The organism is Sphaerospermopsis torques-reginae ITEP-024, from assembly GCF_019598945.1.
Taxonomy (GTDB): domain Bacteria; phylum Cyanobacteriota; class Cyanobacteriia; order Cyanobacteriales; family Nostocaceae; genus Sphaerospermopsis.
Window position 1 is genome coordinate 647,639 of sequence record NZ_CP080598.1, and the last position, 20,828, is coordinate 668,466.

Genomic DNA, 20,828 nt, shown 5'->3' on the forward strand with positions numbered 1-20,828 from the left:
ATTTTATTAAGCACAACAGCTTAATTTGATTTATTTGATTTATGTTTTATTGCGCTAATACTAATTTATACAAATCATAGTCAATGTTTAAACCCGCACCTAACACCTCTAAACCAGTTGGTGACGTGAGAGAATAACTAATAGCAGAACCTTTTTTAGAGACAGCGATCGCTCCCTGTGCTGCCAAATCCTCTAAAATACTTTGATAGTCCGCCATCTTCTGACCTTTAGACACTACCCGCTTGCTTAACTTACCCTTAGCTACCTTCTGCTGACTTGCTCCCAAATCCCACAACGCAAGCAGCAAGCGAGTTTTAGCGTAACTTACCTGTAAACCCTTAGTTTTTGAACTCATGGTGATGTGTGTTAAATAACTGCAACTATTATAATAATGATTGTAATTTTTATGTCACCACAACAAAAAAATTGTTTAATTTCTCGATATTTCTTATAAATTGCTAAAAATTTCTACACAAAAAGCAACATAAAATTTACGTAACTTATAAAAAATAAAAGTAGGTTGGGTTGACGCAAAACACCCGAACATAATCACCAACAAAATAACGTATAATTAAAGGTTACAACATATAAAAACGAAAATAAAATTTTAACTGATGAGAAAAATAAACTTTCTTAATGTGGTATTTTGCCATAAATGCAAGATAATGATGTAATTTTTACATAAAATAATTAAACCAGTGACAAAAATAACAGATGATGAAAATGACATTGTTTGTTACTGCTATTCCCCACTACAATACACCCAATGTAGTGGGTTTTATCTGATATTCAGGGTTTTTAACTATGTCAGACTCCAAAGAAGCGCAACCAATGTCATGTAAGAGTATTTGTAAAGACTGTGCTTTTTTTGTCCAGGAGGAATGCACTCACCCTGATGAGTTGGGGGTTAATTGTGCTACTGTCATTTTTTGTAATTCTTTTACTCCAGCAGTAGAAGTTGATAGTCCTTGTGTGACTTTTGATAATGATGATGAATATTAATACGGAAGGTAGAAACTTCCTGATAGCATTCCCAGTCAGGAGACTGGTATGGAAAAGAAATTAGGAATTATCGTATTATAATCTGAATAAGCTACCGAAAAATCTCACAATTTATTTGCGGAGGTTTCCAGCAGATGAAAGCAATTCAACCTACAAACCTTGCTAGTTCAAATCTTTATGATGAAGATTTTTATTTATGGATAGAAACTACAGCAAAACAATTAAAAAATGGTAACTTTGCAGAAATTGATTTAGAGAATTTAATTGAAGAAATCGAAAGCACGGGAAGAGGTGAAAAAAGAGCATTAAAAAGCAACTTATTAATTTTATTAATGCACCTTCTCAAATATAAATATCAACCAGATACACATAGTAATAGTTGGTTATCTACTATTTTTGAACATAGACGCAGATTGAAAGAAGAATTAACTGAAAGTCCAAGTTTAAAAAAATATTTTTCTGAAGTATTTAGCGAATGTTATCAAGATGCGAGAAAACAAGCATCCTTGGAAACAGGTTTATCACTTGATACTTTTCCTGTAGACTGTCCTGTTACTACAGATGAAATTTTAAATCAAGATTATTTACCAGAATAAACTTGATGCAAGTAATCAGCTATCAGTAATCAGCTATTAACATTCACCTGTAGATAGACAAATGAAGATAAAATATGTCAATCAATGATGTTCTTGCAGACTTTGAGGATGATGATTTTGTCTCTCCAAGACTAATATGTGCTACTTATACTTTCAACAAACAAGGTACTTCACTTTATTATTATACCTATGGTCAAGATTCTCAAGGATTTGACGCTGGGTTAAAGTTAGATTTTTTTGCTGATAAAGTCCGGTTTACCAACTTTAAAAAACCATATCCAGTAAAAAAGTATGAACCATATTTTGATAAATTTATTGATGGATATTCTTGTAATTACGATGAGATACAGCAAAACTTTACATCATCAAGTTCGACAACAATAGAGACATTAAACATCATGGCACAACATTGGATGATTCCAGTTGATAAATTTATAAATACTCTATCAGTTGCCTATTATTTGCTGTGGGATGCAGAAGATAATGATTGGATGAATAGTTCTTGGTGGGAAGGTGGAGAGTTCAGAGGTACTTTACCTTATCCAAAACGTTGATTTTATGTTACAAAAAATACATATATCCTATTATTTAATGTTTAACTATTTTGAAGAATTGCAAGAAATCCTGCAACTATGGACTCAGGATCTTTATCACAGTTTCGCCAATCATATCTTTCAATAACTGTAAAAGAACGGAAGGTAGAACCTTCCTAATAACATTCCCAGTCAAGAGACTGGGAACAAGAATTGACTATTTACCGTTATTAATTAAAACCCGTTCGGCAATTTTATCCGGTACTTCTTGCAGGTGATCATATTCCCAATGGAAAGAACCAACACCCAAGGTAAGCGATCGCAATTCTACGATAAAATCGTGCATTTCTGCTTGGGGTAAGTATGCACAAACTTTATCCCATCCTTGCCAATCTTGTCTACCTTCATACCCCAAAATTTGTCCCCGTCTACCACTTAAAAGTTGTAAAACTTTAGAGGTAAACTCATTAGGAGTATTCACATCTACCTTTAAAATTGGTTCTAAAAGGGTAGGTTGTGCTTGGGGTACTCCTGTTTGCATTGCGAGACGTGCAGCTTGTTTAAAAGCTTGTTCTGAACTATCAACAGTGTGATAAGAACCATTAGTTAATGTCACCGCAACATCAACCATCGGAAAACCTAATGGACCATGTGCCAGAAATTCTTTCACTCCCATTTCTACCCCAGGAATGTATTGTCTAGGAACAACACCACCAACTATTTTTTCATTGAAATTGAAACCTTCACCTCTTGCTAAAGGTTGAATGTCTAAATAAACATCTCCAAATTGTCCATGTCCACCACTTTGATGTTTATATCTACCATGAACGGAAGAAACAGGTTTGCGGATAGTTTCTTTGTAAGGAATTTGGGGAAGATGGGTAGACATGGGTAAGTTATATTTGCGTCTGAGTCTATCTAACGCAACTTGCAAATGTATCTCACCTTGTCCCCACAAAATTACTTCGTGGGTGTCTCCATGTTGTTCCCACGCTAAAGCGGGATCTTCTTCTAATAACTTAGTAATAGCAGCACTAAGTTTGACTTCATCATTACGTTTTTCTGGAGTAATTGCTAAAGCAAAAACAGGTTCTAATTCTGCTGCTTTTGGTAATTGTTTAATTTGGGAACTGGTAGAAATTGTATCTCCGGTTTTAATTCCTTCTAACCGAGAAATAGCAACAATTTCTCCAGCAACAGCGGTGTTAATTTGCTGCTGTTGTTGTCCAACTAAACGATAAATTCCCCCAGCACGAACACCATTTAAAACAATACCATCTGTTAATGTTCCTTGCCATACTCGCACTAGGGAAAGTTTACCACCTTGGGGAGTATAGAAGGTTTTGAGAACTTGCGCTAAAGGAGTATCACTAATTGTTTCTAAACGCCGTTCCATTGTGGTTTCTGGTGCTGGTGCTTCCCTTAATATTGCTTCTAATAAAGGTCTAACACCATAATCTTGTTCCGCAATTCCAAAGAAAACTGGTACTACTAAATCAGCACCTAATTCTAGTTTTAAATCTTTGAGAATTTCTTCTTGGGGAGGTTCGATATCTTCTAATAATTCTTCCAACAAATGATCATCAAAATCAGCCAAAGTTTCTAACATTTCTGCTCTAGCTTGATGTTCTTCGGCTTTTAATGCTTCTGGAAATGGGATAGGATCAGCAGCAGCACCAGGATGATATTGATAAGCTTTTTCACTTACCATATCAATAAATCCTGTGAGTTCTTCCCCTTGCATAATGGGGAATTGATGCAGCACTAAAGGACGACTAGAAACGGCTTTGAGGGCGTTTAATGTTTCTAAAACATGAATATTTGCCCGATCCATTTTATTCACAAATACGATGTGGGGAATTTCCCAATCATCGAGAAATTTGAATAATGGGGCTAAAGTTAAAACTCGATCTTTGATGGGTTCGCAAACAACAATTGCTGCATCAATTCCCATTAAAGAATTGTATGTTTCTTGAACAAATTCTACTGAACCGGGACAATCTATAAAGGTGAAGCGTGTATTTTCGTATTCTGTAAAAGCTGGGGAAACTTCCACACTCATGCGGCGATCGCGTGCTTCATTTGCACTATCTCCGACTGTGTTACCATCTTTGATATTACCTTTGCGAGAAATCGCTCCGGTGACAAATAACAAACTTTCTAATAATGTGGTTTTACCACTGGAATAGGGTCCAACAATTGCTACATTACGCGAACCGGATTTTACTTTTTCGCTCATAAACCCTCCTTTACGGTGATTCCCTCAACCGCATTCTGTTTTTTCAGGAGTAATTTTTTTTTAGCTCTCAGCAGTCAGCTTTTAGCATTCAGCTTTCAGCTTTTTAACAGTTATGCCAAAAATCTTTATTTGCTGATCTTAAACTTAATAATCAAACTTTCTGACTTCTGATTTATGTTTCCTGACTCCTGACTTTTTTATTATCCATCTTTTAAGCTCGGTTTCAAAAAATTGTAGTTTATCGTAAGATTAAGATTAAGTAATATTAAGCTATGCTAACTTATATACCAAATCTAAAATATTTGTTAAAAAATAGGTTCATACTCAATATTTAGTGACAATATTATTCGGCTAATTTATGAATATTTCCTGCAAAAAGTATCCTTTAATTGGGATTTTAACTTTACTGGTACTAGGTGTAAATATTAAGCCAGTATTTTCCACTTCTCCCCACCTCCCCACACTTCGGCTTACTTCGGCTTACTTCGGCTTCGCTCAGTACAGGTCGCTCAGTACAGGTCGCTCAGTGCAAGTCTCCCCACCTTCTGTCACCTGTCACCTGTCACCTGTCACCTGTCACCTATTAGCTCAAAATCCCCGTCAAATTGCTTTAGACTGGTTAAATAGGGGTTTACAAGCTATTCAAGGGGGAAAAGTAGAAGAGGCTATTAACGCTTTTCGTCAAGCAACAAAATTAGATCCGACTTTAGCAGCAGCGCATTATAATTTAGGGTTAGCACTGCGACAAACTGGAAAGTTACAACCAGCAGCGGACGCATTTTATCAAGCTACCCAAGCCGATCCACAGTTTGCATTAGCCTTTGCCAATTTAGGTAGTGCTTTGTTAGAAGGGAATAATTTACAGTTAGCAAATGATTATTTACAACGAGCTTTACAACTAGATCCAAAATTGGGTTTTGCTCATTATAACTTAGGATTGATAAGAGAAATTAAAAAAGATTGGGATGGGGCGATCGCCTCTTTTCAACAAGCAATAATAAACAGTCCAAATTCTCCAGAACCTTCCTATCATTTAGGACTTTGTTATTTACAAAAAGGCAGTATTGAACTAGCAAAAGCAGCATTTTCCGCCGCCATTACCATCAATCCCAAATATGCAGAAGCTCATTATAATTTAGGTTCAATTTTATTTAACCAAGGTAAATTTAAAGAAGCATTAGACGCATTTAGAAAATCCACCCAAGCCAATGCAAATTATGCCGATGCTTATTATGGTGCAGGATTAGTATTTGTCCAATTAAAACAATATCCAGAAGCCATAAAAGTAATCAAATATGCGAGAGATTTGTATAAAAATCAAGGTAATACTCAATGGGTGAATAATGCCGATAAATTGTTAACACAAATACAAAAATTAAATAACAAACCACGCTGAGGCAGAAAACATTAATATCAAGTAAAAATAGGAATATTGGTAAGGAGTCAGGAGTCAGTAGGGGCAAACCCCTGTGGTTGCCCTCTTGAGTCAGGAGTCATAGGGGCAAAGTAGTCATGCAAAAACGCTTCAAGAGCAGATTTTTATTTTGCGATCGCTGGTTAGATCGCCATGCAATAGTGCGTAACATGGAGGCTTTTCAAGACTTAATTGTTATGGTTTTATGTTTAGCCTTATTTGCGGTAATGTTGATACAATTGTGGGGCATAATTATTGCCATCATTAATTCATTAGACTACAAAGAATTGACATCAAAAATACTATTTGTGTTAATTCTCGTGGAATTATTTCGACTACTCATAGTTTACTTACAAGAACATAGTATTTCTGTTGGTGTAGCCGTAGAAGTGGCCATAGTTTCCGTACTGCGGGAAGTAGTAGTTCACGGTGCGTTAGATATTTCCGGCACCCAAACAGCAGCAATTTGTAGCTTATTATTCATTTTAGGTGGACTATTATTAGTATGTGCAAAAACACCCCACATGGACTGCATGAGTGCCAACACAAAATACTGTCCTATCGTGCATCAAGAGAATAGAGAAATACAAAACAAGTTGGTATTTCAGTATTCCGATGAAGATGAGGATAACCCACCTCTATCAAAATAAATATAGCAGGTGACAGGTGACAGGTGACAGGTGACAGGTGACAGGTGACAGGTGACAGTGCTAAAAGCCGTGTCTAATACTACAGCAGATTTCATTATTATGAGGTACAAATCATAATTATGAAACTCTTGTGGGGTGGGCATCTTGCCCGCCAATCGTGTACCTCATTACAAAGGAAAGTGCTGTATCATTGACACTATTTAGTCATCTTTAGATGACTTTTGCTATGAGATTGGGAATTAATTCCCAGTCGGGTTATCAGTTTTGTATTATGCTAAACCCTTTTTAAATTATATCTTAATACTTATATCTAAAGGTAATATTTTTGTCCACTTTGAGATAGATGAATATAGCTTAGATAATCTGTATAAATGCAATAAATAGATAAATAAAGGAGCAAAGAAATGACTGCTACCCAGACGAAAACTCAAGAACCAATTAGTAATTTAGAATATGACTTTATCACAGTCCTGCATAACAAAGCCGCAGCAGTGCAAGCTTACGACAGATACATAAAAGATGCACAAGAAGCAAATTCTCAACCTTGTGTAGAACTATTCCAAAAATTGCGTCAGTCAGAAATTGATGAAGCGCACGAAATCAGAGAACATCTGCAACAAGTAATGACAAAAGGAAAGATGTAATTTTGTAGGGTGCGTTAGCGACAGCATAACGCACCATTTATTTAAAATTCAATTTTGAAATTATTTGATAATTTTATAATTTTTACTTGGTTTGCATTTCTGCGCGGAGTATTTCTAGATTTTCTCGGACAGTAGTCGTATGAGAATGATTCATCCCTAAACTTTGTTCATAAATATTGAAAGCTTGAATATACAAAGATTCAGCTTCTGTGTACCTGCCTTGAGAATCGTAAAGTTCGGCAAGATTAGTAAGACTTTGTGCAACATTGAGATGATTATTTCCCCACAAAAGTTTATCAAGTTCCAATGCTTTCACACAAAATGGTTCAGCTTCACTATAACGTCCTTGGATTTTATACATATAACCAAGAGCATAAATTGTATCCACTAATTCAGGATGATTCTTTGGTAGTAGACGTTCTTTTAATTCTAATACCTTAATAAATAAATCTTCTGCTTCTTTATAACGTTTTTGACCACGATATATTAATGCAAGATTATGAATGTCAGTAGCTACCGCAGGATGTTCTTTTCCTAATAATTGTTTATCTATTTTTATTGCTTGCAGTGCAAATCTTTCAGCCTCTTCATAGCGTCTTTGATAAAAGTAAAGTAATGCTAGATTATTCAATGTAATTGCAACATCAAGATTCAATTCTCCCTGCACACTTTTTTTCAAATCTAAAGATTGAAGATACAAAGGTTCTGCTTCACCGTATCTTCCTTGAATGCGGTAAAGTTCAGCAAGATTATTTAGACTATTGGCAACATCAGGGTGTGATTCTCCAAGTAGAATTTTACTCATTTCTAAAGATTTGATATACAAGCTTTCAGCTTCACTATACCTTCCTTGTGATTTATAGAGACCTGCCAAATTATTTAGGCTAATTGCAACATTGGTATGTGATTCTCCCCACAGTTTTTTATTCAATTCCAAAGCCTGAATAAATAAGGGTTCAGCTTCTGTATACCTTCCTTGGTCATCATAAAGTATTGCCAAATTATTTAGGCTATTTGCCAACTCTTTTTCTAAACCTAACTCTTTTTGCAATTCAACAGCCTTACTAAAATACTCAATTGCTAAATCTTGTTCAGTTTTATAATCCTGAAATTCACCCTTTTCTAGCCTTCTTCTATAAATATTACCCAAACTAAAATATAATGTCGCCAAACTAGAATCTCTAACTTCCTCTTGTTCCTTCTGTGTGATAAACTGTTTTAAATCTTCTATCGGTAAAAAATAGGGACTATCATCATCAATCCCAGATGATAAACTTTCACTTAAAAAAGAACGTATAGGTTCTATATCTTTACTAGAAACAGTAATTTTCTTTCTCGAAACAAAATGAAAAACACCAGTGCGCCAACTCCAAAAATCCGGTGCTTTTTTAATTAAATTACCCAAAATTTGATTTGTCACCCACAGAATTATCGGATAAGGAAACTCGCGCAAAGCTTCCCTTGTCCATTGTAAATATCCGAAAAAAATCTCCTGTTCTGACCTTTCCTCCCCCATTTTCAGAAAATAAAGCTGTTCCACACCAGTCACAGTAATTACAGCTTTTCCTCCCTGATGCAGATATTCTTCATTTTCTACTAATTGAGAAATAGCACCCCTTAAACTTGGTTCACCCCTTGCTAATGTCACTCGATAGGGACGAAAATCAGGCTGTAATTCTGTTTCATAGTGAGAAATTATTTCCTCTCGAAAATTCAAATCATCAACAACAGCTATCAGTAAACTAAAATCATCTTCCTTAGCTTGAATGCTGACAATTAAATCATCATAAGCATCAAGGTTTTCTTGATCATCTGCTGCGAATAAATCATTAGTTAGCATTTATCAAACCCTGTTCTTTCAAGAGTTCAACTACAATGGGATGAACATCATACCAGTTTTTACGATTGCGATATTCTAAAACATAAAGACCATGCAGCAAATCTAAAAACTCAGGTTCTTTAGGATCATCAGGTGTAAAATTTTGATAAGTAGTTTGCAAAATTGCATAATCAAGCTTACCTAAAGGAACAGCGAAATCATTGCGAATATTATTCACTGCTTCATCTAAAATCTGCTCATTAATAATCATAGCTTCCCCAGGTTTACGCCTAATTAGTCTTAGACAAATCCTACAACATTCATTAGCAATTCTAATCAACTCTCGTAATACACCACCACTATTTAAAACAATTTGTTCTGCTGCTTTTGGTTCTATCAATTCATCAGCAATACGTTTTTGTAAAATCTCACATAAAACATCTTTAGCTTGACTTCTTGGTTGGGGATGAGGTTGACGACTTTGCCCTTTTTCAAACAACTTTAAAACAGGCATCACCACAACCTGATCATTTGTTTCAGTTTCAATTAAAGGTCTGAGAAACTTATCTCTTAAAACAGCAATAGGTATTGTATAAATAATTCTAAAATTGGGTTGACATAAGGCTTTAATATTGTCTCGATAAATGTAATTAACCCTTTCTAATTCTAACTTATCCAAATCATCAATAATTACTAAAACTTCTTTTTTCAAAGTTGCCTGTATTATTGCTGCCATTTCATTAATTCTGGCAACCAAATCAGAAATTTTACGTTCAAACTCCTGTTTAATTTCATTCCGCACAGAAGCATTAACTTTCAATGCACTTTTAAATAACTTCAGTAAATCAAACCCACCAGAAACTTCGGCTTCTAAAGTTTCCGTTTCCGTCTTAATTCTCGTTGCAAACCACTTATAAAAAGCATCCTTAGTAGATTTAGGAATTTCTACCTGACGTGCTTCCGCTTCATACATTAAATTAACTGCAATAGCAAAAAGAATATTAACATGGTTTACATCTGACATTTCAATAGTTTCTGAAATCGAAAATAAAACCACAAAATAACGGTCTGCTAATCTGCGTGAAAACTCAGCCAACAAAGTAGACTTACCACAACCACGATGTCCTGTAAAAATAATCTTGCCATCACCATTAGGACTATCTTCAACTAACTGTTCTAATTCCTCAATTACCTCAGAACCATAATCAACTCTAAACTGTGATAAATCTTTCTGTTCTATCAGTGGTAACAATTCCAAATTTCGATAAGCTTGTTGAAATGCTTTTAACAAATCTTGAGACATAATACTTAACTATAAATTTTCTGATCTTATTAACGTAAGTTGCTAGTTAGGGAAACTGTCTGAATCAGGATGTCCAGGATTTCAGGATTTACAGGATCAAAACAGGGATTTCATCACCTATTAACAATTACCAATTACCCATTAACAGCCTCAACTACATAACTAGCAACTTGGGTTATTATTTATTTATATCATTACTCATCCTAGACAAAATAGAAAATTAAATTCATAAAAAAACCAACATCCAGAAACAATAACACTCAAACCCTAATTTCTCCGTGTCCTCTGTGCCTCTGTGGTTCGTTTTTTCTTTAGATGTGCGTAAATCTTCAAAAACTCAAAAACTTTGCGCCTTTGCTCCTTTGCATCTTTGCGCGAAACACAATTCTAAAACAATACCCCTCTCCGCCACCGGAAAGGGGTAAACCACAAATCAGCACTACCTAATAAGCGTCTTGCAACTCATAGAAATCAGGCGAGATGTAATCCTTACGTAAAGGCCAACCTACCCAATCTTCCGGCATCAAAATCCGCTTCAAATTAGGATGACCTTCATAGATAATCCCAAACATATCATAGGACTCACGCTCTTGCCAGTCAGCAGTGCGCCAAATCCAATACACTGAAGGAACAACCGGATTTTCTCTAGGCAAAAACACTTTAATTCTTACCTCAGCCGGTTTATCAGCATTATCACTTACCTTAATCAAGTGATAAACACTAACTAAATCCTGCCCAGGACCTAAATCAATACCGCCTTGAAACTGGAGACAATTAAACCCATAAGCATACAAAGCAGTAGCGGTAGGAAGTAAAAACTCAGGTGCAACCTTAATAATTTCTACACCATTGACATCAGCTTCCAGAGATTCATGGTCAAAACCATTTTCAGTTAACCACTGGGAAACCTGACCCGCAGGAACTATTGTAGATTCTTGAGATTCTGCATCAGCCACGCTTTTGTTCCTCCTTTGTCTGAGATGTTAACAACGCAGGTGGTACAGGCATACCAATCGCTTCTGTCAATTCCTTGGGTGGGTTGTAGCGAGTTTCTGATTGTAAATACTTACCAGTTAAAATTTCGGGAACTGGCTTCATATTGTGGGTGGTACTGTAATAGCGGTGGGTTTGCTTGATTTGACCCCGTTCTTGCATCGAATCATTAGCAATTTTCTTCCGCAATTTAATAATTGCATCAATAATCGCTTCTGGACGGGGAGGACAACCAGGTAAGTACACATCTACAGGAATCAGCTTATCAACCCCACGCACTGCACTGGGAGAGTCAACGCTGAACATACCCCCTGTAATGGTACAAGCGCCCATAGCAATTACATACTTAGGTTCGGGCATTTGCTCATAAAGACGCACCAATTGAGGAGCCATCTTCATGGTAATTGTGCCAGCAGTGATAAGTAAATCGGCTTGACGGGGGCTAGAACGAGGAATTAGCCCAAAACGGTCAAAATCAAAACGAGAGCCAATTAAAGCCGCAAATTCAATGAAGCAACAAGCTGTACCAAACAGCAAAGGCCACAAACTAGAAAGCCGCGCCCAGTTGTAGAGGTCATCAACGGTGGTTAAAATTACGTTTTCTGACAGTTCTTGAGTAACTGTAGGCCGTTGGATGGGGTTAATGATTTGTTCTTTGTCCTGGGTGGTTAGATTAGAATTTAAGACCATTCCAATGCTCCTTTACGCCATGCGTAAACTAAGGCGATTACAAGAATCGCAATAAAAATCAGTGCTTCAATAAACGCCAGTAACCCTAATTTGTGAAAGGCTACCGCCCAAGGGTATAGAAATACTGTCTCTACGTCAAATACAACAAAGACGAGAGCAAACATATAGTAGCGAATATTGAATTGAATCCAAGCACCACCAAAGGGTTCCATACCGGATTCATAGGTAGTACGCCGTTCGGGGCTATAACTACTAGGTCTAAGGAGTTTTGACGCTGAGAGCGCCAAGGCTGGAACTAGGCTACAAAGGATCAAGAAGCCTAGAAGATATTCATAACCGCTAAGGACAAACACAATAAATATCTACCGATTAGGGTGAAAATCAAGCTGTAACTTATTTTTACATTATATATGTCCAGGTATTTTGAAATCTGGAAAACAGACAGAGTGGGGTATTTGATTCAGTTTTAGGATTGATAGAAAAGTTTAACAATTATGTCATAATTTGTAACGTATCTTTAAGATTTCCCCTCTAGGAGAACCCAGCCATGAGTGAGCAAGCTGAAGAAGCTCTTGAGACTCAGGCGTTAGACCGTTATGAGTGTCGCGCCTGTGGTTATGTATATGAACCGGAGAAGGGAGACGATAAATATGATATCCCGGCGGGGACAGAGTTTGCAGACCTGCCAATCAATTGGAAGTGTCCAGTTTGCACCGCTAAAAAGGTAGCTTTTGCTAATATCGGTCCTGCGGGTACGGCATCTGGTTTCAAAGAAAACTTAGGTTATGGCTTAGGTGTAAATAAACTCACACCAGCGCAAAAGAATATCTTAATATTTGGTGCTTTAGCCCTTGGCTTCTTGTTTTTTATCAGTCTTTACGGCCTACAGTAATATCCTCTTTGGTGACTGGTGATTGGTGATTGGGGAAGAAAATTTTAGATTTTAGATTTTAGATTGGAGTTGACAAAAACAATCCAAAATCCAAAATCCAAAATCCAAAATACATAACTCCTGACTCCTGACTCCTGACTCCTGACTCCTGACTCCTGACTCCTGTTCCCTTGATTCAATTTTCGATACACACTAAAAAATACTGATGCAATCAATTTTCAAAAGGTGGCAAGGCATATTTGCCGCGTTAATAGTAGTCCTAGCTTGTATAGGTTGTAGCAAAGTTCCCTCTACAACTTTTAATCCTTGGGAAGTGATTAGTGTACCCACCGAGGAAAAACTGTTTGATATTGCTTTTACTGATGACCCCAATCATGGTTATTTAGTAGGTAGTAATGCCACTTTGTTGGAAACTAAAGACGGTGGTAGAACTTGGCAACGTTTAGAACTGGCTGTGGATGAGCCAAGATCCCGTTTTGACTCGGTAAGTTTTGCCGGTCAAGAAGGTTGGATCGTGGGAGAGCCTTCTTTGTTGCTGCATACTACTGATGGTGGGAAGTCTTGGTCTAGTTTACCTTTGAGTCAAAAATTACCCGGTAGTCCCATTTTGGTGACTGCACTGGGTGAAGGTACAGCCGAAATGGCAACTGATGTGGGCGCGATTTATAAAACTACCGATGGTGGTCTAAACTGGAAAGCACAGGTAGAAACTGCTGTGGGTGTGGTGCGGAACTTAGAGCGATCGCCCGATGGTAAATATATTGCTGTTTCTGCTAAAGGTAGTTTTTACTCAGTATGGCAACCAGGAATGGAAGCTTGGGAACCCCATAACCGCAACAGTTCCCGTCGTTTAGAAAATATGGGTTTTGCTGATAACGGTCAGTTGTGGTTATTAGCACGCGGTGGTCAAGTGCAATTTAGTGATCCAGCTAAATCAGATGAATGGTTAGATGTAGAATATCCAGAGTTGTCTACTAGCTGGGGTTTATTAGATTTAGCCTATCGCACACCTGATGAAATTTGGATTGGTGGTGGTAGCGGTAACTTGCTACGCAGTACCGACGGTGGCCAAACTTGGGAAAAAGACCGTGATGTGGAAGAAGTCGCTGCTAATCTGTACAAAGTTGTATTTTTTAGCCCAGATCAAGGTTTTATCATCGGTGATCACGGCATTTTGCTCAAATATAATCCCAATGTAGCTGCAACCTCTCAACCAGAGGCAGCTTAGGTGATAACCTTTTCTGAGAAGAAAGTTGCAACTTGTAACTGTTTCTAAACTTTGTAGGATAATAGACTCAATAGTAGTTTTTGCGAAGGTAGTTAAATGTCAGGTACCACTGGAGAACGTCCATTTTCGGACATTGTTACCAGTATTCGTTACTGGGTAATTCACAGCATCACCATCCCAGCTTTATTTATTGCTGGTTGGTTATTTGTCAGCACCGGTCTGGTTTACGATGTTTTTGGTACACCCCGTCCTAACGAGTATTTCACTCAAGTACGTCAAGAAGTACCCATCGTTAGCAACCGTTACGAAGCTAAGAAACAAGTAGAAACATTTATCGGAAAGTAATTTAAGATCATGGCTACCGGCAATAACGTCAATCAACCTGTTACTTATCCTATTTTTACCGTCCGTTGGCTGGCGGTTCACACTTTAGGCGTACCTACTGTCTTCTTTTTAGGTGCGATCGCAGCAATGCAGTTTATTCAACGTTAGGAGCAAATCATGGAAAGAACGCCTAATCCTAATCAACAACCTGTTGAACTAAACCGTACTTCTTTGTACCTGGGACTACTATTGATTTTCGTTCTCGGTATTCTATTCTCCAGTTACTTCTTTAACTAACTGGAATCGTCATCATTATTAACTTTCTGTTGATTTGTTGTTAAGGGAGGAGAAAACTGTGTCTGGAACTGGGAGAATTCCCCTGTGGGTTGTCGCTACAATCGCAGGTTTAGGTGTAATTACTGTTGTAGGTATTTTCTTTTATGGAGCCTACGCTGGAATCGGTTCTTCATTATAATGACAACCTGATCCGATTTTCTGTTTAATAAGCAACATTAAATAACCGCCTGTCTCTTGAGGATGGGCGGTTTTAAGGTGACTGGGGAGAAAAATTTTAGATTTTAGATTTTAGATTGGAGATAACAAAAACAATCCAAAATCCAAAATCCAAAATAAAAAACTCCTGACTCCTGACTCCTGACTCCTGACTCCTGAATTCTTACTTATTTATGAATCGTCATTTTTGGATTACTGCTTTAATTGCCTTTGTTAACTCTCTCAGTTTGACAATTTTAATTCCCATTATTTACCTTTATGGTAAACAATTTGAACTGAGTGATTTTCACACCAGTTTATTATTTTCTGTTTACTCAATATCTCAATTTTTCGCTACTCCTGTTATTGGTAAATTATCAGATAGATTTGGACGTAAGCCTTTATTAATTATCAGTTTAGCAGGTACGGTAATTGCTAACTTTATTGCTGGCAATGCGACAGTAGCCTGGTTGCTATTTTTTGCCAGATTTTTAGATGGTATTACAGGTGGTAATGTTTCTGTTGCTCAAGCTGTGATTTCTGATATTACCAGTCCCCAAAATCGCGCCCAAGCTTTTGGTATTTATGGGGCGGCGATGGGATTAGGGTTTGTTTTAGGACCTGCTATCAGTTTGTTTGCACAGCAGATTTCTTTAGGGACCGCGTTTTTAGCTTCTGGTGCAGTGGCGTTTATCGCTTTATTAATAACAGCTTTATTTTTACCAGAAACTCTGCAAAAACAATCGCCAAAACCTAAAAACATTTTTGATTTAGGTTTAGGAAATTTAATTAAAGGTTTAGCAATGCCAGGAGTGGGCATTTTGCTATTCATTAACTTTTTGCTTGGTACAACTTTTACAATGTTTACTTATGCTTTTCAACCTTACTTTATTAAAGTTCTAAATCAAAATAGTCAATCGTTAACTCTTTTATTTTTAACTTTTGGTACGCTAGGCGTGATTATGCAAACTTGGGGAATTTCTATACTCAAAGAAAAATTTGATGTCGTCAAAATATTATTTTTAGGTTTGTTTTTCCGCAGTTTGTCATTTTTCTTGATGCCAATTTGGGCTAATATTAATTATTTTGTCGTAGTTAGTATATTATTTTCACTTTTTAATTCTCTGGTGCAACCGATGATTAGCACATTAATTTCTCTCAATGCTAAACCGGAAGAGCAGGGAACTGCATTAGGATTGAATGCTTCTTATTTAAGTATTTCCAATGGTATTGGTCCTGTCATTGCGGGAATGATTGTCCAGCAATCTCGGCCGATAACTTATGGCTATCCTTTATATTTAGCAGGAATATGCACCTTTTTAGTTTTAGCTTTTGCCATATATAATCGTCAAAGATATACACCAATTAATTGATAATTGATAATTGATAATTGATAATTGATAATTGATAATTGATAATTAATTAGTTAATTGAAAAATTAAAAAGGTGGGTAATGCCCACCCTAAAATTAAATATGAGAAGAATGAGAACAGCGGTTAAACCACTCTTGATACTTTTGCTGTTGGGACTGATTTTCTACATAAATTGTGATTTTGACTTGTTGACAACCATGATTTTTTTCTTGAGCGATCGCATTTAACAACAAACTAGCAATCTTTGGTGAAATAAACTCTCCACTAACAGTTAAACCCCTCGCAACACTGGTAACTTCTGATATTTCTTCAATTAACTCAAGTCCAGAAATTTCCCCGTGACTTAAATCAATTTCTGCTAGTTGTTTATGCTCTGGACTCACTTGTTCAACAATCAATTTTTCCCGTCTCACAGGAACTTGGATCATTTCAGTTTCGATTTCTTTGCGAACAATTACCTCTCCTACCTTTTGTTTATTATGATCAATAAACAACCTTTCTTCTAGAAGAGAGATAATCTTTTCTTCCTGTGTGTCCTTAGTGTCCTTCGTGTCTTCTTCGTTCATTAAATAAAATCAATATGATTTCAATAGTTAAGATGGAAGGATTCAAAATTCAAAATCCAGATCCAGAATAAATTAAGACTTTCATGATCTTGATGTATTTTATAAAATCTTGAATCTCTTGATTCCTGATTTTACAATTATTCTGACTCCTGAATCCTGACTCCTGAATCCTGAATATTTGACTAATTATCTTTCTTCAATCGGGAGATTAGGAGCATTAACATCTAACTCTTCCCGACGCACAGTGTCTTGAGTTTCCACAGTATCTTGCTCTACAACTTTTTTCACTCTCACTTCTTCCCGCACAAAAGCTTCTTTTCTAACTTCCGGGGTTTCTTCGTGGATTTCCATGCGAGCAACTTCACCTTCATGGAAGTCAGCTTCACGGGGAGAAACTGCTCTACCAGCATCTTCAGGAGTGACACGCTCAATAACAACGTGTTCTCTTTCTACTGGTACTGATACTCGTGCAGTTTCAGTTTCTACGTGCTTACCAACAGTTACATCCCCCACTTTGCGGCGATGTTTATTAGCAATAAGCCGTTCTTGATACAGTTTTAGAGTTTGATGATCTTGGTCATTTAATCCAAATAACTCCGGTTCATGTTCGTAGCGGTAGGTATCAGGGGTGTAAGTTGGTGTAGTTGTGGCTGTAGAGGTGGTTGTTACTGCGGTTGTTGCTACTCCTGTCGCGTCTACAGGTACTGGTGATTCTACAGGGGTTGATGCTTCTACAGGTGGGGTGCGGTATTCGGGTTGACGATATACTCCGCGCACCCGTTCTTCATAGTCGTAATCTGCTGTTAGACGTTCGTTAAATTCAGGTAAATCTTCTGCTTGTTCTCTGGTTAAACCTATAGCATAAACGCGATCATTACCATAGTCTATGCGGGTGCGACCAATAGGTAGTAAAACTTTTTTACCAAAAATCCAAAAGCCTAAGTCAACTACTAAATAGCGAAAATGTCCATTTTCATCAACTAAAGCATCATGGACTGTACCGATTTTTTCATCTGTTCTTTCTGTATATACTCCTAATCCCTTGATGTCTTTGTCTTCAAAAGTAGTGCGATACTGAGGATCAAAATCTTCTAATTTGTAAAGAACCATTATATTTTTCCTCAACGTTTAATAGTATTTCTGAATTTCTTACTTTCAAGAATATTAATTGATGCTGATATTTCCATCTTTCTCACGAATGAATCGCCAGAAAATCTAATTATCAAAAGTCAGATATTTGGTGGAAATGAAAATACCCAATACCCAGATCCCCGACTTCTTCAAGAAGTCGGGGATCTAAACCCCTACTATCTCCTGATTCCTGATTCCTGAATTTATTTATGCACGATTTTCATTGATATTTAAATCACCAGAAGTATTAATGTCTAATTCTTCCCGGCGAATCGTGTCTTCTGCTTCGACAATATCCCGATCTACCACTTTTCTGACTCGCACTTCTTCACGAACAAATGCTTCTTTATGAATTTCTGGAGTTTCTTGATAAACATCTATATGTGCTACTTCCCCTGCTTGAAATTTGATTTCATTGGGGTCTACCATTGTACCTATCTCTGGTGTTTGAACTCTATCAATAACAACTCTTTCTTTTTCAATAGGTACTGTTACCCGTGCAGTTTCAGTTTCAATGTGTTTACCAAGGGCTACTTCTCCCGTTTTCACCCGATGTTTATTGGCAATTAGACGTTCTTGATAAAGTCTGAGAGTTTGATGATATTGCTCATTTAAACCATATAAAGTTGGTTCTTGTTCGTAGTTGTAAGTTTCCAGTTCATAAGTTACAGTACCAAGGTTAGAACGATAGACAGTGCGTACCAATTCTTCAAATGATTGATCAACGATGATGTTTTCTCGGTACTCAGGTAAATGTTCTACTTGCTGCTTGCTAAGTCCATCGACATAGACACATCCAGCAGGATAATTGATGCGAGCTAGTCCAATGGGTAGTAATATTTTCTTACCAACAGAATCTAAACTTGTATCAATAACTAAATATCTAAACCTGCCATTTTCATCGACTAAAGCATCAGCAACTGCACCTACTTCTGTTCCTCCTTCGGTATAGAGATTCAAACTTTTAATATCATCTCCTCCAAAGGTTTCACGATAGTTTGGATCAAATTCTTCTAGTTTATAAAGAGGCATATTCTATGTCCATTTTTTTGAATATCTATTCACAACATTAGAAGTAATTTGACTATTTTCCCTCTTGCTGATGACTGACTTCTAGTGATATATACTATGGTTTATATCTCATACTGGGAGGGAAATTTTAGGCAATTATTAGTAGTGATGTTGCTGATGGAAATATAACTAATGAGAGATATGATCAAAAACTGATCAAAACTTATTCATGACAAGATCCCCAACTTATTTAAGCATTCAGGGCAATATTTTGATAATATCAATTTTCAATTGATATTCCTTCATTGCTATTTTGTCAATTTTTTGATGTAATTTGGTTAATTATTGTATTTTATCTCTCATCTATATCTGGCAAGAATACAGGATTTATGAAAATTACACAACAGCAAATGTTAACAATTCATACTCTCTGCGTCTCTGCGTCTCTGCGTGAGATAAATTCATATCAATACTCAACACCCAAAACTAATAATATTGAAGAAACTCCTTCCCGAACTGATGATTCATTAATCGCTAAAAATTTGCAAAAAGAACAATATATTGGTATTGCTATTTTATTAGTAGGATTAATCACTATTATCGGATTTTTTAGTCGGAGATTTGAATATGCTTTAATTTTTGCTCTGACTATCAGCATGATCTTAATTGTTTTCTTTATCACAGTTTAAAAATATGTGCAATTACTTCATGAATATTTTAATTTGTTTTTTCAACCTCTTGTTGATGGAAACCGATGGCCGATTGCTGAATACTTACCAAGGTATAAATCAAATGTATGGATTTTACAAAACTTTAAATTTTTCATCAAAATATTTTTATTTTTGTTAACTAGCCGCATGACAATCTTGTATTTAATGCTACTTTGGTGTAAGATGATTAATTGTTTGCGAAATAACCTATTTTCAGGCTTTTCACTCAATTTTTAATTGAGTTAGAAAATGCTTATACATTTCATCCATTTTCTTCGCCAGGTGAAAAAATGCTCTTGTTCTTAAAGCTGATTGATTATCTATTAGCAGCTGTTTTTATCAGTGCGGCTTTTGTCATTTATTTCGATTCTAGCAATCAACAATATGTACTAGCTGGAGTTGGAGCTTTAGCTGTTGCAATTTTTTTGTTTCTCCTCAACAGAAACTCAGTTAATAATGCTAGGAAAGAAGCTCAAAAAGCCGAACTAGCAAAAAAAGCTGAACTATACACCTCGTTATTACAGAATAGTAATTCCTTGGAAAACAATACCATCGTTCCTGCCAGAGCCAAAGCTTTAGAGTATTGCCAAGATTTAATCAATGATTACAAAAACACTAGAAATTGGGCAAGAAATCTTTACTATGTCTTGCAAATTTCCACTGTTATTTTGTCTGGTGTCACCCCAATTTTAGTGTTGGTAGATAAACTAGAAGCAGGACAAGCTTGGCTGAAGTGGTTACCTGTAATTTGTCCTGCGCTGGCTTCCATTGTTGCTAGTATTGTCACCTCTTTCCCTTTTCAAAAAAATGCTGTTGCTGCTAACACAACTGTTGAATTGTTAGAAGCAGAACAAGAAAAATTTATCTTGGGAATTACACCAGCTTACCGTTGTTATGATGTTGCTGGAGAAGCAGAACAACAACAAAGAGTAAGTCAAGCAGTGGAATTATTTATTAGCCAAGTAAATAATATTCACCTGCAACAAGTTCAACAAGCAGAACAACAACAGGAGAAGAAGAAAGAAGAAGTCTCCGCTGAAGGAACTAAGGAAGAATCTGGTTCTTCTGATAAACCAAAAACTGAACAAGCTGCTTAATTAAGTAAGGAGTCAGGAGGCAGAAGAAGCATGGGGGCGGGGGGCAGGGTGCAGGGGAGAAGATTTATCCCCCTTGCTCCCTGCTCCCTGTTCCTTGTCCTCTTCTTGTTCCCTGTTTTTT

General features: G+C 36.6%; 25 protein-coding genes. 15 read left to right on the forward strand and 10 right to left on the reverse strand.

The genetic code is table 11. The annotated features are described in order from the left end of the window. Nucleotides 1-46: 46 nt before the first annotated feature. Nucleotides 47-355, reverse strand: coding sequence for a hypothetical protein (locus K2F26_RS03025; protein ID WP_220610292.1), 309 nt, complete (start codon nucleotides 353-355; stop codon nucleotides 47-49). Between the two features lie 449 nt (nucleotides 356-804). Between K2F26_RS03025 and K2F26_RS03030 the strand changes: the two genes are divergently transcribed. From K2F26_RS03030 to K2F26_RS03040, 3 genes are all read left to right on the forward strand, one after another. Continuing rightward, on the forward strand, nucleotides 805-1,002 hold the full coding sequence (locus K2F26_RS03030; protein WP_194051816.1) for a hypothetical protein: 198 nt from the start codon (nucleotides 805-807) through the stop codon (nucleotides 1,000-1,002). A 134-nt stretch (nucleotides 1,003-1,136) separates the two neighbouring features. After that, on the forward strand, nucleotides 1,137-1,598 hold the full coding sequence (locus K2F26_RS03035; protein WP_220610293.1) for a DUF29 domain-containing protein: 462 nt from the start codon (nucleotides 1,137-1,139) through the stop codon (nucleotides 1,596-1,598). Nucleotides 1,599-1,672: 74 nt separating this feature from the next. Then, nucleotides 1,673-2,152, forward strand: coding sequence for a hypothetical protein (locus tag K2F26_RS03040; protein WP_220610294.1), 480 nt, complete (start codon nucleotides 1,673-1,675; stop codon nucleotides 2,150-2,152). Nucleotides 2,153-2,348: 196 nt separating this feature from the next. Here the strand turns inward: K2F26_RS03040 and K2F26_RS03045 are convergent, their stop codons facing one another. Then, the gene (locus K2F26_RS03045; protein ID WP_220610295.1) at nucleotides 2,349-4,370 is read right to left on the reverse strand and encodes an elongation factor G; all 2,022 of its coding nucleotides are present in this window, start codon (nucleotides 4,368-4,370) and stop codon (nucleotides 2,349-2,351) included. 358 nt (nucleotides 4,371-4,728) lie between these two features. Between K2F26_RS03045 and K2F26_RS03050 the strand changes: the two genes are divergently transcribed. The 3 genes from K2F26_RS03050 to K2F26_RS03060 all read left to right on the forward strand — a co-directional run bounded on the left by K2F26_RS03050 (nucleotide 4,729) and on the right by K2F26_RS03060 (nucleotide 7,078). Continuing rightward, nucleotides 4,729-5,766 carry a tetratricopeptide repeat protein gene (locus K2F26_RS03050; protein WP_220610296.1) on the forward strand — a complete coding sequence of 346 codons (1,038 nt, stop codon included), beginning with the start codon at nucleotides 4,729-4,731 and terminating at the stop codon, nucleotides 5,764-5,766. Between the two features lie 116 nt (nucleotides 5,767-5,882). Next, nucleotides 5,883-6,434, forward strand: a complete 552-nt coding sequence (locus tag K2F26_RS03055; protein WP_220610297.1) for a phosphate-starvation-inducible PsiE family protein — start codon at nucleotides 5,883-5,885, stop codon at nucleotides 6,432-6,434. 404 nt (nucleotides 6,435-6,838) lie between these two features. Then, a complete protein-coding gene (locus K2F26_RS03060; RefSeq protein WP_220610298.1) occupies nucleotides 6,839-7,078 on the forward strand; it encodes a hypothetical protein in 240 nt (79 codons plus the stop codon). A gap of 82 nt (nucleotides 7,079-7,160) precedes the next feature. Here the strand turns inward: K2F26_RS03060 and K2F26_RS03065 are convergent, their stop codons facing one another. From K2F26_RS03065 to ndhC, 5 genes are all read right to left on the reverse strand, one after another. Continuing rightward, complete coding sequence (locus K2F26_RS03065; RefSeq protein ID WP_220610299.1) at nucleotides 7,161-8,918, reverse strand: tetratricopeptide repeat protein; 1,758 nt, start codon at nucleotides 8,916-8,918, stop codon at nucleotides 7,161-7,163. Next, nucleotides 8,908-10,200 carry an ATP-binding protein gene (locus K2F26_RS03070; protein ID WP_220610300.1) on the reverse strand — a complete coding sequence of 431 codons (1,293 nt, stop codon included), beginning with the start codon at nucleotides 10,198-10,200 and terminating at the stop codon, nucleotides 8,908-8,910. Before K2F26_RS03070 ends, K2F26_RS03065 begins: the two co-directional genes overlap by 11 nt. A gap of 443 nt (nucleotides 10,201-10,643) precedes the next feature. Beyond that, on the reverse strand, nucleotides 10,644-11,156 hold the full coding sequence (locus K2F26_RS03075) for an NAD(P)H-quinone oxidoreductase subunit J (RefSeq protein WP_220610301.1): 513 nt from the start codon (nucleotides 11,154-11,156) through the stop codon (nucleotides 10,644-10,646). After that, on the reverse strand, nucleotides 11,149-11,883 hold the full coding sequence (gene ndhK / locus K2F26_RS03080) for a photosynthetic/respiratory NAD(P)H-quinone oxidoreductase subunit K (RefSeq protein ID WP_220610302.1): 735 nt from the start codon (nucleotides 11,881-11,883) through the stop codon (nucleotides 11,149-11,151). Before ndhK ends, K2F26_RS03075 begins: the two co-directional genes overlap by 8 nt. After that, the gene (gene ndhC, locus K2F26_RS03085) at nucleotides 11,874-12,236 is read right to left on the reverse strand and encodes a photosynthetic/respiratory NAD(P)H-quinone oxidoreductase subunit C (RefSeq protein WP_220610303.1); all 363 of its coding nucleotides are present in this window, start codon (nucleotides 12,234-12,236) and stop codon (nucleotides 11,874-11,876) included. Before ndhC ends, ndhK begins: the two co-directional genes overlap by 10 nt. 194 nt (nucleotides 12,237-12,430) lie before the next feature. On the opposite strand from ndhC, the gene K2F26_RS03090 reads away from it, so the two are divergent. The 7 genes from K2F26_RS03090 to K2F26_RS03120 all read left to right on the forward strand — a co-directional run bounded on the left by K2F26_RS03090 (nucleotide 12,431) and on the right by K2F26_RS03120 (nucleotide 16,192). Next, complete coding sequence (locus K2F26_RS03090; RefSeq protein WP_194059340.1) at nucleotides 12,431-12,775, forward strand: rubredoxin; 345 nt, start codon at nucleotides 12,431-12,433, stop codon at nucleotides 12,773-12,775. 205 nt (nucleotides 12,776-12,980) lie between these two features. After that, nucleotides 12,981-14,003 (forward strand): photosynthesis system II assembly factor Ycf48, encoded by a 1,023-nt coding sequence (locus K2F26_RS03095; protein ID WP_220610304.1) that lies wholly within the window; start codon nucleotides 12,981-12,983, stop codon nucleotides 14,001-14,003. 96 nt (nucleotides 14,004-14,099) lie between these two features. Beyond that, nucleotides 14,100-14,348, forward strand: a complete 249-nt coding sequence (gene psbE / locus K2F26_RS03100; protein WP_220610305.1) for a cytochrome b559 subunit alpha — start codon at nucleotides 14,100-14,102, stop codon at nucleotides 14,346-14,348. Nucleotides 14,349-14,357: 9 nt separating this feature from the next. Continuing rightward, the gene (psbF, locus tag K2F26_RS03105; protein WP_096570965.1) at nucleotides 14,358-14,495 is read left to right on the forward strand and encodes a cytochrome b559 subunit beta; all 138 of its coding nucleotides are present in this window, start codon (nucleotides 14,358-14,360) and stop codon (nucleotides 14,493-14,495) included. A gap of 9 nt (nucleotides 14,496-14,504) precedes the next feature. Beyond that, nucleotides 14,505-14,624 carry a photosystem II reaction center protein PsbL gene (gene psbL, locus K2F26_RS03110; RefSeq protein ID WP_197704893.1) on the forward strand — a complete coding sequence of 40 codons (120 nt, stop codon included), beginning with the start codon at nucleotides 14,505-14,507 and terminating at the stop codon, nucleotides 14,622-14,624. Between the two features lie 58 nt (nucleotides 14,625-14,682). Then, nucleotides 14,683-14,802 carry a photosystem II reaction center protein J gene (locus K2F26_RS03115; protein ID WP_220610306.1) on the forward strand — a complete coding sequence of 40 codons (120 nt, stop codon included), beginning with the start codon at nucleotides 14,683-14,685 and terminating at the stop codon, nucleotides 14,800-14,802. A 211-nt stretch (nucleotides 14,803-15,013) separates the two neighbouring features. Then, entirely contained in the window at nucleotides 15,014-16,192 is a 1,179-nt protein-coding gene (locus K2F26_RS03120; protein WP_220610307.1) for an MFS transporter, read from the forward strand. Between the two features lie 95 nt (nucleotides 16,193-16,287). Here K2F26_RS03120 and K2F26_RS03125 read toward each other — a convergent pair whose 3' ends face one another. The 3 genes from K2F26_RS03125 to K2F26_RS03135 all read right to left on the reverse strand — a co-directional run bounded on the left by K2F26_RS03125 (nucleotide 16,288) and on the right by K2F26_RS03135 (nucleotide 18,921). Further along, the gene (locus K2F26_RS03125) at nucleotides 16,288-16,758 is read right to left on the reverse strand and encodes a DUF2382 domain-containing protein (protein ID WP_220610308.1); all 471 of its coding nucleotides are present in this window, start codon (nucleotides 16,756-16,758) and stop codon (nucleotides 16,288-16,290) included. Between the two features lie 186 nt (nucleotides 16,759-16,944). Further along, nucleotides 16,945-17,868, reverse strand: a complete 924-nt coding sequence (locus K2F26_RS03130; protein ID WP_220610309.1) for a DUF2382 domain-containing protein — start codon at nucleotides 17,866-17,868, stop codon at nucleotides 16,945-16,947. Nucleotides 17,869-18,096: 228 nt separating this feature from the next. Further along, nucleotides 18,097-18,921, reverse strand: a complete 825-nt coding sequence (locus K2F26_RS03135) for a DUF2382 domain-containing protein (protein ID WP_220610310.1) — start codon at nucleotides 18,919-18,921, stop codon at nucleotides 18,097-18,099. Nucleotides 18,922-19,289: 368 nt separating this feature from the next. On the opposite strand from K2F26_RS03135, the gene K2F26_RS03140 reads away from it, so the two are divergent. Both K2F26_RS03140 and K2F26_RS03145 read left to right on the forward strand, forming a co-directional pair. Next, a complete protein-coding gene (locus K2F26_RS03140) occupies nucleotides 19,290-19,589 on the forward strand; it encodes a hypothetical protein (protein WP_246605508.1) in 300 nt (99 codons plus the stop codon). 311 nt (nucleotides 19,590-19,900) lie between these two features. Then, nucleotides 19,901-20,707: a DUF4231 domain-containing protein gene (locus K2F26_RS03145; RefSeq protein WP_220610311.1), complete on the forward strand. Its 807-nt coding sequence runs from the start codon at nucleotides 19,901-19,903 to the stop codon at nucleotides 20,705-20,707. Nucleotides 20,708-20,828 lie beyond the last annotated feature (121 nt).

Excerpts from the sequence above, each read along its gene's own strand:
- K2F26_RS03025 (WP_220610292.1), bottom strand. The coding sequence starts at position 355 with ATGAGTTCAAAAACTAAGGGTTTACAGGTAAGTTACGCTAAAACTCGC.
- K2F26_RS03030 (WP_194051816.1), top strand. The coding sequence starts at position 805 with ATGTCAGACTCCAAAGAAGCGCAACCAATGTCATGTAAGAGTATTTGT.
- K2F26_RS03035 (WP_220610293.1), top strand. The coding sequence starts at position 1,137 with ATGAAAGCAATTCAACCTACAAACCTTGCTAGTTCAAATCTTTATGAT.
- K2F26_RS03040 (WP_220610294.1), top strand. The coding sequence starts at position 1,673 with ATGTCAATCAATGATGTTCTTGCAGACTTTGAGGATGATGATTTTGTC.
- K2F26_RS03045 (WP_220610295.1), bottom strand. The coding sequence starts at position 4,370 with ATGAGCGAAAAAGTAAAATCCGGTTCGCGTAATGTAGCAATTGTTGGA.
- K2F26_RS03050 (WP_220610296.1), top strand. The coding sequence starts at position 4,729 with ATGAATATTTCCTGCAAAAAGTATCCTTTAATTGGGATTTTAACTTTA.
- K2F26_RS03055 (WP_220610297.1), top strand. The coding sequence starts at position 5,883 with ATGCAAAAACGCTTCAAGAGCAGATTTTTATTTTGCGATCGCTGGTTA.
- K2F26_RS03060 (WP_220610298.1), top strand. The coding sequence starts at position 6,839 with ATGACTGCTACCCAGACGAAAACTCAAGAACCAATTAGTAATTTAGAA.
- K2F26_RS03065 (WP_220610299.1), bottom strand. The coding sequence starts at position 8,918 with ATGCTAACTAATGATTTATTCGCAGCAGATGATCAAGAAAACCTTGAT.
- K2F26_RS03070 (WP_220610300.1), bottom strand. The coding sequence starts at position 10,200 with ATGTCTCAAGATTTGTTAAAAGCATTTCAACAAGCTTATCGAAATTTG.
- ndhK (WP_220610302.1), bottom strand. The coding sequence starts at position 11,883 with ATGGTCTTAAATTCTAATCTAACCACCCAGGACAAAGAACAAATCATT.
- K2F26_RS03090 (WP_194059340.1), top strand. The coding sequence starts at position 12,431 with ATGAGTGAGCAAGCTGAAGAAGCTCTTGAGACTCAGGCGTTAGACCGT.
- K2F26_RS03095 (WP_220610304.1), top strand. The coding sequence starts at position 12,981 with ATGCAATCAATTTTCAAAAGGTGGCAAGGCATATTTGCCGCGTTAATA.
- psbE (WP_220610305.1), top strand. The coding sequence starts at position 14,100 with ATGTCAGGTACCACTGGAGAACGTCCATTTTCGGACATTGTTACCAGT.
- psbF (WP_096570965.1), top strand. The coding sequence starts at position 14,358 with ATGGCTACCGGCAATAACGTCAATCAACCTGTTACTTATCCTATTTTT.
- psbL (WP_197704893.1), top strand. The coding sequence starts at position 14,505 with ATGGAAAGAACGCCTAATCCTAATCAACAACCTGTTGAACTAAACCGT.
- K2F26_RS03120 (WP_220610307.1), top strand. The coding sequence starts at position 15,014 with ATGAATCGTCATTTTTGGATTACTGCTTTAATTGCCTTTGTTAACTCT.
- K2F26_RS03125 (WP_220610308.1), bottom strand. The coding sequence starts at position 16,758 with ATGAACGAAGAAGACACGAAGGACACTAAGGACACACAGGAAGAAAAG.
- K2F26_RS03130 (WP_220610309.1), bottom strand. The coding sequence starts at position 17,868 with ATGGTTCTTTACAAATTAGAAGATTTTGATCCTCAGTATCGCACTACT.
- K2F26_RS03135 (WP_220610310.1), bottom strand. The coding sequence starts at position 18,921 with ATGCCTCTTTATAAACTAGAAGAATTTGATCCAAACTATCGTGAAACC.
- K2F26_RS03140 (WP_246605508.1), top strand. The coding sequence starts at position 19,290 with ATGAAAATTACACAACAGCAAATGTTAACAATTCATACTCTCTGCGTC.
- K2F26_RS03145 (WP_220610311.1), top strand. The coding sequence starts at position 19,901 with ATGCTCTTGTTCTTAAAGCTGATTGATTATCTATTAGCAGCTGTTTTT.